This is a genomic window from Novosphingobium sp. (genome assembly GCF_025351285.1).
Classification (GTDB): Bacteria; Pseudomonadota; Alphaproteobacteria; order Sphingomonadales; family Sphingomonadaceae; genus Novosphingobium.
In genome coordinates this window covers 13,142-27,269 of the sequence record NZ_JANXWG010000001.1, presented here as the reverse complement: position 1 = coordinate 27,269, position 14,128 = coordinate 13,142, and the positions used below count along the sequence as shown (strand labels likewise).

Genomic DNA, 14,128 nt, shown 5'->3' with positions numbered 1-14,128 from the left:
GTTGACCTGGCCTTGAAGCCTCGCGTCAAACGCAAGAAAGGCTGTCCTGAGCGGGGGCGGTGTTGAAACGAACCCTCACGCTGCCCGGGACTGCGGCGGGCTTGGTGCCACGCGCGCCGGTCAATGACGGGGCCGATAGTTTGCGATGCAACAAAATGCAAGCGAAATCGCGGGAACAGGCGTTGCGGCGCCTCCGTGGGCCCTCGCTAACCGCCTGTTCACCATGCCCGCGCACGATTTCTCCCTGCGAAGCGCGGCCGCGTCCCGTTGCTGCCATCGGCGTCGTGGCTGCGCGGGCGAGAGGTTTGACGGGGCGGGTGGGGACGCTGCTCAAGATACGCTATCCGAGACCCGTGGTTCAAGGCCCGACGTGCAAGACCCGCTGGCTCAGGCCCCTTTTCAACGTTGTCGGTCAAGCCGCGATCTCGTCGAGCCCGGTGGCTTCGATGCGCAGGCGGACCGCTTCGGCGGCGTGGCGCGCGCCCAGCTTGCCCATCATCTTCATACGGTGGATTTCGACGGTGCGCGGGCTGATTTCGAGTTCGCGCGCGATTGCCTTGTTGCTGCACCCGGCGGCCAGCCGGTCGAGCACTTCGCGTTCGCGCATCGACAGCCGCGCGATGCGCTGGCGGGCGTCGGCGGCGCGGGCGCGCTGCTGGCGATGTCCGTTGGCTTCGATCACCACCCGATCGATCGCATCGCGCAGCGGCCCGATATCGAGCGGCAGCGCCAGGTAATCGAGCGCCCCGGCCTTGACCGCGGCGACTACCCCGGTGGTATCGGGGGCTTCGGACAGCGCCACCACGGGCAACCAGCTGCCCCGATCGGCCAGCCCGACGAGAATATTCGCAACGACGTCGCCCCCCGGAATGTCATGCGCCAGCACGATCCCGCCCGAGGGCGCGTGGTGGAGCAGTTCGTCCAGCTCCCCGTAAATTTCCGCGTGATAGCCGGCGGTGAAAGCCAGCCTGGCGAGCCGCGCGCGGCGGGCGGAGTCGGTGTCGAGGATGTGGAGGATGGTGCGTTCGGTCATGAACAGAGTAAGCGCCGTTAAGCAGCGCTTAAGCCAGCCGGATTGGCCCCGTTCCCGATGGTTAACGGCGGGGTGAGTTCTCCAATCTGGCCGTGCTGCTTGGTTTCGCGTGGTCCGTTTCGGATCGAATTTTTATACGATTGCGGTGCCGGCCCATCTTGGCCAGCGAAACCACTACTCCGGACGCCTGCGCACAACCAGCCGGGGCCAGCGCTTAGGATTTTGCTGCCAGTAACTCTACTGAGTGTCTGATCCGAAACTGCGTTTCGGAAAGCCTGTGCCGTCCCTGCTCCCCCCAAGGCCCTTAGGGGGGAGCGGGACGGCACAGGCTTCAAAACTCGCTCTTTCGCGAGTTTGGGGTCAGGCTCTGAGGTGTGCCAGGTCTATCCCGGCTGGTGGCCGTCGAGCGTATAAGCCGGAAGCGACACCAGCGCGTCGCGCATCGCTTCGCCCCAGGTACGCGAAATCGACTGGTAATAGGGATCGGACGCCAGGATGCGCCGTTCGTGCAGCGGCACGAAGTTGTCCTTTTCCATCACCAGCAGATCGAGCGGCAGGCCGACCGAAAGGTTGGCAGCGATCGTCGAATCGAACGAAACCATCACCAGCTTGATCGCTTCCTCGAAGCTCATCGCGCGATCGTAGCCGCGTACCAGGATCGGGCGGCCGTACTTGGCCTCGCCGATCTGGAAGAACGGGGTGTCGATCGTCGCCTCGATGAAATTGCCCTCGGGATAGACCATGAACACGCGCGGATCACCGCCCTTGATCTGCCCCGCGACGATGATCGTGGCGCCGAAGTTGACGCGGCTGGTGCCGCCATCGGGACGCAGTTCGATCGTGTCGCGCAGCAGGATGCCGACTTGCTGCGCCACATCGAACATCGTCGGCGCCTCCAGCAGCGTGGGATGGCGATCGGGCTTGGCCTTCTGGCGTTCCTCCAGCAACGAGACCACCCGCTGCGTGGTGGCGAGGTTGCCCGCGGTCATGATGCCGATGATGCGTTCACCCGGCACCGACCAGCAGTGCATCTTCTTGAACACCGAGATGTTGTCGACGCCCGAATTGGTGCGAGTGTCGCTCATCAGCACCAGCCCGCGATCCATCAACATGCCCACGCAATAGGTCATCGCATTCTCCCCAAGGCCCTAAAACGGGCCACGCGGCGTGCGACTCGCGCCGGTATCGTCCGCCCGTTGGCGTGACAGCCTACTGTTCCATACGCTGCGAGGTGACTGCAAGCTCCACGTTCAAGGTTTCTTCGGCGCCGCCGTAATGGATGCCCGTCACGGGCGCGGCTTCGCGGGTATCGGCGCCGGTGGCGACGCGGACATAGCGTTCATCGGGGCAGACTTCGTTGGGAATATCGAAGCCGACCCAGCCGAGCCCCTGGACATACGCTTCGGCCCAGGCGTGGCCGGCGTCCTGCACCGTGCGGTCTTCCATCATCAGGTAGCCGCTGACGTAGCGTGCGGGCACGTCCATCGCGCGCGCGGCGGCGATGAACACGTGCGCATGGTCCTGGCAGACCCCGATCTTGCCCGCGAGCACGGCCTCGACATTGGTATCGGATGCGGTGTGGCCGGGCGCGTAGGCGACCGCCGCGCGCACCGCGTCGGTCAGGTGGTGGAGCGTGGACAAGGTGGTGCCATTCCCGCCAGAGGCTGCGGCGGTGGCAGTGGCGACGAGCGCGCGGATCTTGGGACCGGGACGTGTCAGCGCGGTCGGGCGCAGGAAGTGCCACAAAGGCAGAAATCCGCCGTGTTCGCCGATGATCCCGGCGTTGTCGGCGGTGTCGACCATGCCCTTGCAGCGCAAGGTGACTTCGCGTGCATCGGGCGCAATCGCCACCAGCGTGACGTGGTTGTTGTTGTGGTCGTCGTACTCGACCTGCCGGTCGGCGCCTTCGCAAGTGATCGACCAGTGGTGCACCCGCTGCCCGGCCGAGACTTTCGGGGTCAGCCGCAGGCGTTGCAACCCGTGCGGGACCGGCGTGGAAAAGCGGTAACGGGTGACATGCTCGATCGCCAGTCTCACGCGGAACGGTTATCCCTTGTCGTCACGGCATTGCTCATTCGGCGAACCGGTAATCGCGTTCGATCTGGCCCGCGAGCGTCTGGTTCCTGCCGATGAATTCGCCGATGAATTCGTGAAGGCCGGAGTTGAATATCTGCTTGATCGTCAAGGTATGCAAGCGGCTGAGCGAATCGCGCAACACTTCATGGCAACCGCTTTCGGTGCCGTATTCGCGCGCCAATGCGGCCAGGTTCGAATGCAACTTGGCGTAGCAGAACGCCAGGCTGCGCGGAAAGCGACCATCAAGGATCAGGAACTCGGCGATGCCGGCCGCCTCCATCTTGCCCGAATTGAGCCAGCGGTACGACCGTTCGCCCGAGACCGAGCGCAGCACGGTTTCCCACTGCACGTTGTCGAGCCGCGAGCCGACGTAGGACACGCTCGGCAGCAGCACGTAATACTTCACATCCAGGATGCGCGCGGTGTTGTCGGCGCGTTCGATGAAGGTGCCGATCCGCGCGAAGTTGAAGTTTTCGTTGCGCAGCATCGTGCCATCCATCGCCCCGCGCACCAGCAGCGCATGGCGGCGCATGGTATCGAGCGCGGCGCCGAGCGTGGGTTCCTTGACCGCGCGGGCGAGCGCCTGGTTGATCTGCATCCACCCTTCGTTGACCGCTTCCCACAGCTCGCGGGTGATGCCGGCGCGGACTTGCCGGGCATTGGTGCGCGCGGCTTCGACGATTGCCAGCACGTTGCCGGGGTTGTCACGATCGCGCAGGATGAAGTTGATCGCCTGCCCGCCGGTCACGGCCTTGCCGAACTTGGCCTCGTAGCGCTCCTTCAGTCCCAACGTGATGATGACCGAACGCCATTCGGCACCGGCATCGGCGGCATCGCGGGTAAGCGCCATGCGCAAGCCGGCATCGAGGAGGCGGGCGATGTTCTCGGTCCGCTCAAGGTAGCGGAACATCCAGAAGATCGAATTGGCGGAGCGCGCGAGCATCAGCTTTGCGCCATCGGAAGGGCTGCGCAGCGCTCAATCATCGTCCAGCACCCAGGTATCCTTGGTGCCGCCGCCCTGCGACGAGTTCACCACCAGCGAACCCTCCTTCATTGCCACGCGCGTGAGGCCGCCGGGGGTGATCTCGACCCGCTCGGGCGAAACCAGCACGAATGGCCGCAGATCGACGTGGCGCGGGGCCAGCCCGGCCTTGGTGAACACCGGCACGGTCGACAACGCCAGCGTGGGCTGCGCGATGTAGTTGTCGGGGCGCGCCTTGAGCTTGGCGGTGAATTCGGCGAGTTCCTTCTTCGACGCGGCCGGGCCGATCAGCATGCCATAGCCGCCCGAACCGTGGACTTCCTTGACCACCAGGTCGGCCAGGTTGTCGAGCACGTAAGCCAGCGAATCCACCTCGCTGCACCGCCAGGTCGGCACGTTGTCGAGCAGCGGCTTCTCGCCCGTATAGAATTCGACGATCTCGGGCATGAAGCTGTAGATCGCCTTGTCGTCGGCGATGCCCGTGCCCGGCGCATTGGCGATGGTGATCCCGCCCGCGCGATAGACGTCGAAGATGCCCGCAATGCCCAGCGCGCTGTCTTCGCGGAAGGTCAGCGGATCGAGGTAATCGTCATCGACCCGGCGGTAGAGCACATCCACCGCCTTGTAGCCGCGCGTGGTGCGCATCGCGACGCGCCCGTCGATCACCTTGAGGTCATGCCCTTCGACCAGTTCGGCGCCCATCTGGTCGGCCAGGAACGCGTGTTCGAAATAGGCGCTGTTGTAGATGCCCGGCGTGAGCACCGCGATCACCGGGTTGGCCGGATCCTCGCACGCGGCGGGCAGGCAGGCGGCCAGGCTGCGCGCGAGCCGGCGCGGATAATCCGATACCTCGCTCACACGCACCGCGGTGAACAGTTCGGGGAACATCGCCATCATCGTTTCGCGGTTTTCGAGCATGTACGACACGCCGGACGGCGTGCGCACATTGTCTTCGAGCACCATGAAGCAATCGTCGCCGGTGCGGACCAGATCGATCCCGCAGATATGCGTGTAAACCCCGCCCGGCGGCGTGAACCCGGCCATCTGCGGCAGGAACGCGGCGTTCTGCGCCACCATCCGCAAGGGAAGCCGGCCGGCGCGGATGATGTCCTGGCGGTGGTACAGATCGGCAAGGAACGAATTGAGCGCGCGAACCCGCTGTTCGATCCCGCGCGACAGCTTCCACCATTCGCGCGCGGTGACGATGCGCGGCAGCATGTCGAACGGGATCAGCCGTTCTTCCGCGTCGCTTTGCCCATAGACGTTGAAGGTGATGCCAGTGCGGCGGAAGAACTCCTCGGCCTCAGCGCCCTTGCGCTTCAATTGCGCCGGGTCCTGGTTGGCCAGCCAGCCGCAATAATCCGCATAAGCCGGACGCACCGATCCGTCCGGCGCGGTCATCTCATCGAAGAATGCTGCAGCCCCGTCCGTCATCCGCCCCTGCCTAACTGCGGTAGAGTGTGACGCAAGCCCAATGACTTGCCAAGGGGCATTTTGCTGCACCTGCGAAGAAAGTGCGGCGCAACGTTCAGGCAGCAAGCCAGTGCGTTTGGAAGGTCATGCGTTCATACGGCGAGCCTCACAGTCGAGCAGGCTTGTGCGTAGCCCAACCCACGCTTCAACGCGGGGTAAGTCCGCACTGTGGCGGCGGCGAGCGCAAGTTCGGTGCGGACCGCGCGGCCGTGCGCGGATTCGACCGCATCGCCCAACACACCGACCTCGGGATCGTTCGCGGCCACAGCGCGCCCGAAGGCGAAGGCCAGCGCCGGCGCGCCCTCGGGTGGCGTCCCGATCAACGCGGCGTTGACGGCATCGCGCGTCACCCCATCGGCCAACGCCCCCTTGGCCGAAAGCAGCGCGCAAGGTCCGCAATCCTCGACCAGCGTGGCACCGATCCGTGCCATGTGCAGCAGATCGGCGCGGGCATGGTGGCGGTGCATCGTGACGGGCATGAAGTGCTGGAACTTCTCGACCGCGAAACCGCCCGCGGCTGCCAGATCGTGGATGAACGGCGAGGTTCCATCGGTCATCCGGTCGAACGCGCCGACAAACATCGCCTTGGGCAGCGGCGCGGGCGCGAACCGCACCCGTGCCAGCGGGATCGCAATGCCGATCAGCGCGAGCAGCGGCAGCCCCAGCGTGGCGGGAAACTCCTGCCAGAAGATCGTGGTCGAGCAGATGCCCTTGCTCACCTCCCACACGTGCAGCAAACCGTGGAGCGTGAGCCACGCCGCCCCCGCCAGCGCCGCACCCCAACGCAACGCGAGGTTGGCCGCGCCATAGGACAGCAGCGCGCCCGAAACGAGGTAGGCGATGCCGATGTCGCGCAGGAAGTGGGCGTTGGCCGGGCCGGTCGCGCGCACCGTGCCGACCGCGTCGTACCACGCCAGCGGCGCCGAGAGCATGAACGCACCATTGGCCAGCGCCGCCAGCGCGGCAATCGCCACCATGGCCCGAGCCACGCGGTCTCCAAGATCGATCCTGCCCATGATTGCGCCTGCCTCTTGCCGTTTCGACTCAATATGGATATTCAATATCCGAATAATGCGGCGCAAACAAGGAGCCTCTCGATGAAGATGAACGAAGGCGTCGAATGGGCGGTCCATGCGTGCTGCCTGCTTGCCCCGCTCGGCCCCGACCGCGGGCTGAGCCTGGCTGCGCTGGCGGATTATCACGGCGTGCCCGCGCCCTATATGGCCAAGCAGATGCAGGCGTTGAGCAAGGCCGGAATCGTGCGCACCAGCCGGGGTGCACGCGGTGGCTATGCGCTGGGGCGAGGCGCCGATGCGATCACGCTGCTCGATGTGGTGCGCGCGGTCGATGGTGCGGTGCCGATGTTCCGCTGCACCGAGATCCGCCAGCGCGGGCCCTGCGCCTCACCGCGCAAGGACTGTGCCGCGCCCTGCCCGATTGCGCGCGCCTTTGCTGGAGCCGAGGCGGCATGGCGCGGGGCGCTGGGCGCGGTGACGATCGCCGACCTGGTAGCGACGGTAGGCCGCGACGGCACGCCCGCGCATCTTGGCAAGATCATGCAATGGTTCGGCGCAGAAGCGCGGCAGTTGCCGTCCGTCGGGTAGATTTCAGGTACGCTCGATCCGGCCTTCGATCTGGCGCCGTACTTCGGAAATCACTGCCGGGTGGCTGGCGAAACCCAGGTGCGTGCAGCGCATTGCCACCGCCGTATCGCGTTCGTGCGGGCGCCCGCAAGCCGCGCGCGGGCCGACGATGCCGTCGCGCGCGCTCCACAGCGCCACCGTCTGCACCGGCGGCTTGGTGCCGAGATCGGCCGCCATCGGCGCATCGACCACTTCGTGCCCGGCGATGGCCTGGTAAGCGCGCCAGGCGTGGTTGGCGCGCAGATCGCCCGAAAACGGCGATCCGAGCGTGATCACCATGCCCACGGCTTCGGGGGCAAGTTTCGCCGCCTCGCGCGCATAGAGCCCGCCCAGGCTCCAGCCGACCAGCACCAGCGGCTCGCGCTCGCGCCGCGCCATGGCCTCGATCCGGCTGACCAGCCGCGCCAGCCGGTCCTCGTCGGCGCCCATATTGAAGCCCAGCCCCCAGTCGCTGACGCGGTGCCCGGCTTGTCCCAGCGTGCGCCGCATCCGCCCCATCCGCGCCGGGTGCGTGCCGAAGCCGGGCAGCAGCATCACCGGACGGGTTTGCGTAGCGGGTAAACTGGCGACCTTGCGGGTCCTGGCGGCGGCGGTCCACACTTCGGCCATCGTGCCCAGTTCGGCCAGCAGCAGCGCCAGCCGCGGCGCGGTCACGCCTTCGGGATGCGGTTGCCGCGCAAGTGCGATCCGCCGCCCGAGTTCGGTGCGCAATTGGCCCAATGCCGCTGCGCGACGCCCATGATCGGGCGGTGGCAGCGGGTGGTGGCCGGGAATGGGACTCAACGGAACTGGCATTGCGGTATCGTTAGCGCTCCAACGGGTGACGACAGTGTTACCGGTCCGGACCGGCGCTGCCAATGGCCTTGCCGACCGGCGCCTGACCGGGTCCGACCAACCGCCGTGACCGCTGGCGTGGCAGTGGTTGCCGGCTCCCGCGATGGTGGTAGAAGGCTTGCTGGTAGAAGGCTGGGCTGTTCCCACCGGGTACACAGGCGGAGGTGAAATGCAGTCCACGGACATTCTGGCGACGATTCAGGCGAACTGGCCTGCGCTTTCCGGCGCGGCCGTGTTGCTGCTCGCGCTGGTCTTCTGGCTGCTCACGCGCACCAAGGCCCCGCCCAGGCGCCGCGAAGGCACCGACGTGCTCAGCGATGGCGCCGCACGCGCGCAGCGCAATTCGGCGCTGATCGACGCGCCGCCGGCTGCCAGCCTGACCTCGACCACGCTGGCAGCAGGTATGCTCGCTGGCGAACCGGTGATAGCGGTTGCGGTCGAGGACACGGCAATCGCCGCTGCGCCTGTCCCGCAAACCGACGCGTCCGCCGACGACTTGTCGCGGATCAAAGGCCTCGGTCCCAAGCTGCGCACGCGGTTGGCCGAACTGGGCGTAACCCGCTTCACCCAGATTGCCGCGTGGAGCGAGGCTGACCTGGCCGCGATCGACGCGCAACTGGGTGCATTTGCCGGACGGCCGGCCAAGGACAACTGGATCGAGCAGGCACGACTGCTGGCGGGTGGCGATCTTGCGGCTTACGAAGGCAAGTACGGCAAGGTTTAGCTTACGAAATGCCAGACCCGGCGTTCGGCGATGCGACGGCAATGGCGCCGACGATGCGATCGACCACCCGGCCGTCGGTGGAAAACGGCAGGAGCAACCGCTCCACTGTTGCAGCCGCGCTTCCATCGAGCGAACCTTTTGTGAGCTCGTAGCTGGGCGCCCCGGTGAGTGCGCAGCGCCGAAAATCGGCTTCGTACGCGACCGGACTACCGCCCGCGCGCCCTTCTTCGCTCAAGCCCGATTGGCCGCCCGCGGTGAAGTGGAAGTTGATCGGCACGCGACCGAGATCGACCTGGGCGATGACGATGCTTTCGGGATCGGCGCAAGCTGCCAGGTCAAGCTGGTCGATGCACGGCAAGGACGATTGGTCGTACAAGCCGCGCCAGTGCGCGAACAGCGAACGCGCGCAATCCGACCGCAGCCGTCCCGCCAGCCGATCGAGCCACGTGCCCTGGGCCTCGCCGTGATCGCGTGCGGTGAGCATGGCGTGAAGCGCATCGCGCAAGGCTTGCAGGGCGAACGGCTTGAGCAATACGGTTTCACCCTCGGGCGGGGGGGAGCGCGTACTTGCAGTCAGCCCGCCGCCCGTCATCAGCAGGCACGGTATGGCGGGATCGGTCCGGCGCACATGCGCGACCAGTTCGATCCCGCTCATGCCGGGCAAGTCGATATCGCTCACCAGGGCGTCGACCGCCCGGGTTTGCAGCAAGGCGATCGCTTCGTGCGCGTTGGCTGCGGTGATCACCTCGAACCCGAAATCGGACAGGCCCGCTTCGATCACCCCAAGCACGTCGGCGTCGTCGTCAACAAGCAGCACGGTTTCGAAGGCGCGTTCGGTGGCAATGTCGGGCAAATCCGATGGCGCCTGACCAGCAACAGAAGCGTCACCGAATGCGCGCGGCAGGTAGATCGAAAAAGTCGTGCCCACGCCGGGCCGGCTTTCGATGCGGATCGCACCACCGGCTTGCGCGACGAAGCCCTGCACCATGGCCAGCCCCAGCCCGGTGCCGCGCCCTTTGTCCTTGGTGGTGAAGAACGGCTCCATCACGCGTTGCAGCACGTGGGCGTCCATGCCGCTACCGGTGTCGGCCACCACGATGCTGACCGCGTCCCGCCCGGCCAGCTCGACGGGGTGATCGGGCTCGCTCGCGGGCGCGTTGCCCACCACGATGGCCAGTTCGCCGCCATCGGGCCCACAATCAGCCATCGCATCGTTGGCGTTGATCGACAAGTTGAGGAGCGCCGATTGCAGTTGCGAAGGATCGGCAAAAGTGGGCCACACGGTATCAGGACACTCCACCCGCAGCGCCACGTTGCGATGGAGGCCGTGGCTGATCAGCCCGCGCACTTCGGCCAGCGCGGAGGGGATTGCGATCCGTTGCGGTTCGGGCAATTCGGCGCGGGCGAAGGCCATCAATTGGCGAACGAGCGCGGCGCCGCGCTCGGCCGCGTTCTTGCCCATGCCCGCCACGCTCAACAAGTCGGGTTCGGTGGTGCGGTTGGCGATGATGCTGAACCCGCCCAGCACGGCGCCCATGATGTTGTTGAAATCGTGCGCAATGCCCGAAGTGAGTTGCCCAAGCGCCTCCAGCTTCTGGCTTTGCACCAGCGCCGCCTGCGTTGCCTCGCGCCGCTCGATCTCGGCGGTCAACCGCTCGTTGGCGGCGTTGAGCGCGGTGGTGCGCAAGCGCACCCGCCGTTCGAGATCGACCGCGAGCGCACGCAACTGCGCCTCGCGCTCTTCCAGCTTGCGCGCCCATTGCTCGCGCTCGGTCAGATCGTAGAAATAACAGACCACGCCGAAGCTGCCGCCAGAGCTGTCATCCGGCATCGTGACGCGCTCGATCCGCCAGTCATAGGCTTCGATCGCGGGCACATCGGCACGCGCTTCGACCGTAGTTGGCGCTTGGTAAGGTACGCCGTTGTGGAGCGTGGTCCGAAAACGGCCGATCGCCTCGCTGGCGAAAGGCTCGGGCCAGATCACATGCAGGACTTCGGCGAAATCGCGCCCGATCAGCGGGCTGACGTTGGCGAACACCTTCTGCGCGCCCAGGCTGACAACGCGGAGCCTGAAATCGCCATCGATCAGGTAGACGCCGAACGGATTGTTGGCGATCAGCGAAAAGAACGTCTCGGCCTGTTGCAGCAACCGTGCATGCTCGGCACCGCTGCGGTCGTGCGGATGCGGCGGGTCGGGAAGGCCTATGCCGCCCATGATACGGTCCCCTGACCTGCGTTCGGTTGTTTCAAGGCCACACGGTAGCCGTAATGCAATCGAAGGCAAAAACCAACTCGCCGCTTTTTCAGCGTGAAAACAAGCGCTTCAGCCACCGATCGACCGCACCGGTTGCCAGGTAATCGGGATCGCCCAGCTTGCGGTTGATGGTCATGTGGCCTTTGAGCCCAGTGCCCTCGAAGCCGGCGCGTTCGACCGGCGCGCCGGCCGCCTGCAACGCGGTTTCGAGCGCTTCGGCCTGCCGCACGCCATCTGGCCGCTGGACATGGAGCAGCAGGAAATGCGGTGCCGATCCAGGCACACTCGCGCTCCCGAACGGGTGCGCCCGTGCCGCCAGCGTGGGCGAAAGCGCGCGTTGCCGCACCGGATCGGTGCCGAAAGCCGCCCGGTACGTCTGCTGCATGATCCCCGGCCCGTCGGCCATCTGCGCAGGCACGTCATATGCGGCGCCGTCGATCGGAATCACCCCGGCCAGGGTGCCGAACGACAGCCCGGCAGCGCGCAAATACCATTCGTCAGTGCCGACCAGCGCCACCAGATGCGCGCCCGCGCTGTGCCCCATCAACACCACGCGGGTTCGATCGATCCCCAGTGCCGCCGCCCGGTCGAGCAGCGCTTTCAGTGCGTGCGCGACGTCGGCGGCCTCGTCCTCGACTGTGGCGCCGGGCACAAGCCGGTAGTCGATCGTGGCGAATGCATAGCCTTCGCCGGGGAAGTGCTCGACCTTCCAGCGCCCGGTTGCGTTGTCCTTGCTGCCACGGCTCCACCCGCCGCCATGAACATAAACGATCAGCGGTGCCGGGCCGCTTACTCCGCGCGCGTGCCAGAAGCTCAGCGACTGCGCCGGGTCTGCGCCATAGCGCAGCGTTTCGCCGGGCGCGATCTGGTCCGGCCCATCATCGCGCACCATCCGGGCAGCCAACGCCGCTCGAATCCTGTCACCGGGCCGCGCCGACGCGCTCGCGTCAAGCGCGCCAGCCAGCGCCAGCGCGACCAGGCCTGCGATCGGGATACGGCGCATACGCGTTCCTCCTGGAGCGGGGGCTGCCCTGTCTCCACTCCGCTTTCAACGCGCAGCATACCGAAACCCTTCGCGAATGACTGGATCACTTGCAATCCATTGTCGCTCGTCATCCGTGCGCTTTGTGCTGAATGGTGATTGACGAATACCCTCCTCGCGCGCTACCCGCGCCGCCGTTCGGGGCACCCCGGACCCGATCCACCCACCCCTCGTGCCGAGTCCTGTCGAAGGGCACGTGGCGGTTACCCGGCAGGGTGGAGACGTGTAACCATGGCCAATGTCACCGTAATCGGCGCCCAGTGGGGCGATGAAGGCAAAGGCAAGATCGTCGATTGGCTGGCCAGCCGCGCCGATGCCGTCGTGCGCTTCCAAGGCGGCCACAACGCCGGGCACACGCTGGTGGTGGGCGACCAGGTTTACAAGCTCAGCCTGCTGCCATCGGGCATCGTGACGGGCACGCTTTCGATCATCGGCAACGGCGTGGTGCTCGATCCCTGGGCGCTCAAAGCCGAAGTCGAGAAACTGACCGCGCAAGGCGTGTCGATCACCACCGACAACTTCGCGATCGCGGACAATTGCCCGCTGATCCTGCCCTTGCACCGCGAACTCGACGGTTTGCGCGAAGCCGCCGCCGGGTCGGGCAAGATCGGCACCACCGGCCGCGGCATCGGCCCTGCTTACGAGGACAAGGTCGGCCGCCGCGCGATCCGCGTGTGCGACCTGGCGCACCTCGATGCGCTCGATTCGCAATTGGACCGCCTGTGCGCGCACCACGATGCCTTGCGCGCCGGGTTCGGGCAGGAACCGGTCGACCGCGCCGCGCTGATCGACGGCTTGCGCGAGATCGCACCCTATGTGCTGCAATTCGCACAACCGGTGTGGAAGCGGCTCAACCAGGTTCGCAAGGCGGGTGCACGCATCCTGTTCGAAGGCGCGCAAGGCGTGCTGCTCGATGTCGATCACGGGACCTATCCGTTCGTCACCTCGTCCAATACCGTCAGTGGCACCGCGGCCAGCGGATCGGGGCTCGGCCCCAACGCCACCGGCTTCGTGCTCGGCATCGTGAAGGCCTATACGACTCGGGTCGGCTCGGGCCCGTTCCCGACCGAACTGGAAGACGCAACCGGCCAGAAGCTGGGCGAACGCGGCCATGAATTCGGCACCGTGACGGGCCGCAAGCGCCGCTGTGGCTGGTTCGACGCGGTGCTGGTCCGGCAATCCTGCGCCATTTCGGGGGTAACCGGGATCGCGCTGACCAAGCTCGACGTACTCGACGGCTTCGACAAGGTGCGCATCTGCACCGGTTACCGGCTGCACGGAAAAGTGCTTGATTATCTGCCCAGCCACGCCGCCGACCAGGCCGGGGTCGAACCGATCTACGAGGAAATGGACGGCTGGCACGACACCACCGCCGGTGCGCGCAGTTGGGCCGACCTGCCCGCACAAGCGATCAAATACATACAGCGCGTGCAGGAACTGATCGAGACCCCCGTTGCGCTGGTCAGCACCTCGCCCGAGCGCGAGGACACGATCCTGGTGCGCGATCCGTTCGTGGATTGATAGCGGCATGAGCCTGCGTCTGTTGCTGCCGCTGCTCTTCGCGCTCGGGGCCAGCGGCGCACTGGCGCAGGATTCAAGCGCGCAGAATGACGTCGATCGCGTGGTGGTGCGCAAGGCCGAGCGGACGCTGGCGCTGCTCGGTGCCGACGGGCAGATCTTGCGCGTCTACCACGGCATCCAGTTGGGAAACCCCAACGGCGCCAAGCACTTCCAGGGTGATCGGCGCACGCCCGAAGGCGAATATCGGATTGATTACGGCAACCCCGACAGCGCGTACCACCTCTCGCTCCACATCACTTACCCCAACGCGGGTGACGCGGACTTTGCGCGGGCGCAGGGGCGGACACCGGGCGGGCTGATCTTTATCCACGGCCAGCCCAACGGCTGGGCCGCGCAACACCATGGCGCCCGCGCGCCCGGCGACTGGACCGACGGCTGCATCGCGCTTTCGGACCGCGAGATCGAGCAATTGTGGCAACGGATCGGCGACGATACGCCGATCACGATCCTGCCCTGAGACGGGGTCATCACTCCGAATCCGATCCA

13 protein-coding genes are annotated in these 14,128 nt (G+C 66.3%); 4 read left to right on the top strand and 9 right to left on the bottom strand.

The annotated features are described in order from the left end of the window. Positions 1 to 412: 412 nt before the first annotated feature. The 6 genes from Q0R16_RS00140 to Q0R16_RS00115 all read right to left on the bottom strand — a co-directional run bounded on the left by Q0R16_RS00140 (position 413) and on the right by Q0R16_RS00115 (position 6,580). Positions 413 to 1,033, bottom strand: a complete 621-nt coding sequence (locus Q0R16_RS00140; protein WP_295630526.1) for a LuxR C-terminal-related transcriptional regulator — start codon at positions 1,031 to 1,033, stop codon at positions 413 to 415. 383 nt (positions 1,034 to 1,416) lie between these two features. Further along, positions 1,417 to 2,163, bottom strand: a complete 747-nt coding sequence (locus Q0R16_RS00135) for a peptidase (protein ID WP_295630523.1) — start codon at positions 2,161 to 2,163, stop codon at positions 1,417 to 1,419. A 79-nt stretch (positions 2,164 to 2,242) separates the two neighbouring features. Next, positions 2,243 to 3,070, bottom strand: a complete 828-nt coding sequence (locus Q0R16_RS00130; RefSeq protein ID WP_295630519.1) for a transglutaminase family protein — start codon at positions 3,068 to 3,070, stop codon at positions 2,243 to 2,245. Positions 3,071 to 3,104: 34 nt separating this feature from the next. After that, complete coding sequence (locus Q0R16_RS00125) at positions 3,105 to 4,052, bottom strand: alpha-E domain-containing protein (RefSeq protein ID WP_295630516.1); 948 nt, start codon at positions 4,050 to 4,052, stop codon at positions 3,105 to 3,107. Positions 4,053 to 4,085: 33 nt separating this feature from the next. Further along, positions 4,086 to 5,525, bottom strand: a complete 1,440-nt coding sequence (locus Q0R16_RS00120) for a circularly permuted type 2 ATP-grasp protein (RefSeq protein ID WP_295630513.1) — start codon at positions 5,523 to 5,525, stop codon at positions 4,086 to 4,088. A gap of 131 nt (positions 5,526 to 5,656) precedes the next feature. Then, entirely contained in the window at positions 5,657 to 6,580 is a 924-nt protein-coding gene (locus tag Q0R16_RS00115; protein ID WP_295630510.1) for a hypothetical protein, read from the bottom strand. Positions 6,581 to 6,661: 81 nt separating this feature from the next. On the opposite strand from Q0R16_RS00115, the gene Q0R16_RS00110 reads away from it, so the two are divergent. Beyond that, on the top strand, positions 6,662 to 7,168 hold the full coding sequence (locus tag Q0R16_RS00110; RefSeq protein WP_295630508.1) for an Rrf2 family transcriptional regulator: 507 nt from the start codon (positions 6,662 to 6,664) through the stop codon (positions 7,166 to 7,168). Positions 7,169 to 7,171: 3 nt separating this feature from the next. Here the strand turns inward: Q0R16_RS00110 and Q0R16_RS00105 are convergent, their stop codons facing one another. Beyond that, complete coding sequence (locus Q0R16_RS00105; protein ID WP_295630505.1) at positions 7,172 to 7,990, bottom strand: alpha/beta hydrolase; 819 nt, start codon at positions 7,988 to 7,990, stop codon at positions 7,172 to 7,174. Between the two features lie 220 nt (positions 7,991 to 8,210). On the opposite strand from Q0R16_RS00105, the gene Q0R16_RS00100 reads away from it, so the two are divergent. Next, a complete protein-coding gene (locus Q0R16_RS00100) occupies positions 8,211 to 8,765 on the top strand; it encodes a hypothetical protein (protein WP_295630502.1) in 555 nt (184 codons plus the stop codon). Between the two features lies 1 nt (position 8,766). Here Q0R16_RS00100 and Q0R16_RS00095 read toward each other — a convergent pair whose 3' ends face one another. Beyond that, positions 8,767 to 10,980 (bottom strand): ATP-binding protein, encoded by a 2,214-nt coding sequence (locus tag Q0R16_RS00095; RefSeq protein WP_295630499.1) that lies wholly within the window; start codon positions 10,978 to 10,980, stop codon positions 8,767 to 8,769. Between the two features lie 88 nt (positions 10,981 to 11,068). Continuing rightward, entirely contained in the window at positions 11,069 to 12,022 is a 954-nt protein-coding gene (locus Q0R16_RS00090) for an alpha/beta hydrolase (RefSeq protein ID WP_295630496.1), read from the bottom strand. A gap of 270 nt (positions 12,023 to 12,292) precedes the next feature. Between Q0R16_RS00090 and Q0R16_RS00085 the strand changes: the two genes are divergently transcribed. Continuing rightward, positions 12,293 to 13,582 (top strand): adenylosuccinate synthase, encoded by a 1,290-nt coding sequence (locus Q0R16_RS00085; RefSeq protein WP_295630493.1) that lies wholly within the window; start codon positions 12,293 to 12,295, stop codon positions 13,580 to 13,582. A gap of 7 nt (positions 13,583 to 13,589) precedes the next feature. Next, positions 13,590 to 14,099 (top strand): L,D-transpeptidase family protein, encoded by a 510-nt coding sequence (locus tag Q0R16_RS00080; RefSeq protein ID WP_295630490.1) that lies wholly within the window; start codon positions 13,590 to 13,592, stop codon positions 14,097 to 14,099. Positions 14,100 to 14,128: the final 29 nt, after the last annotated feature.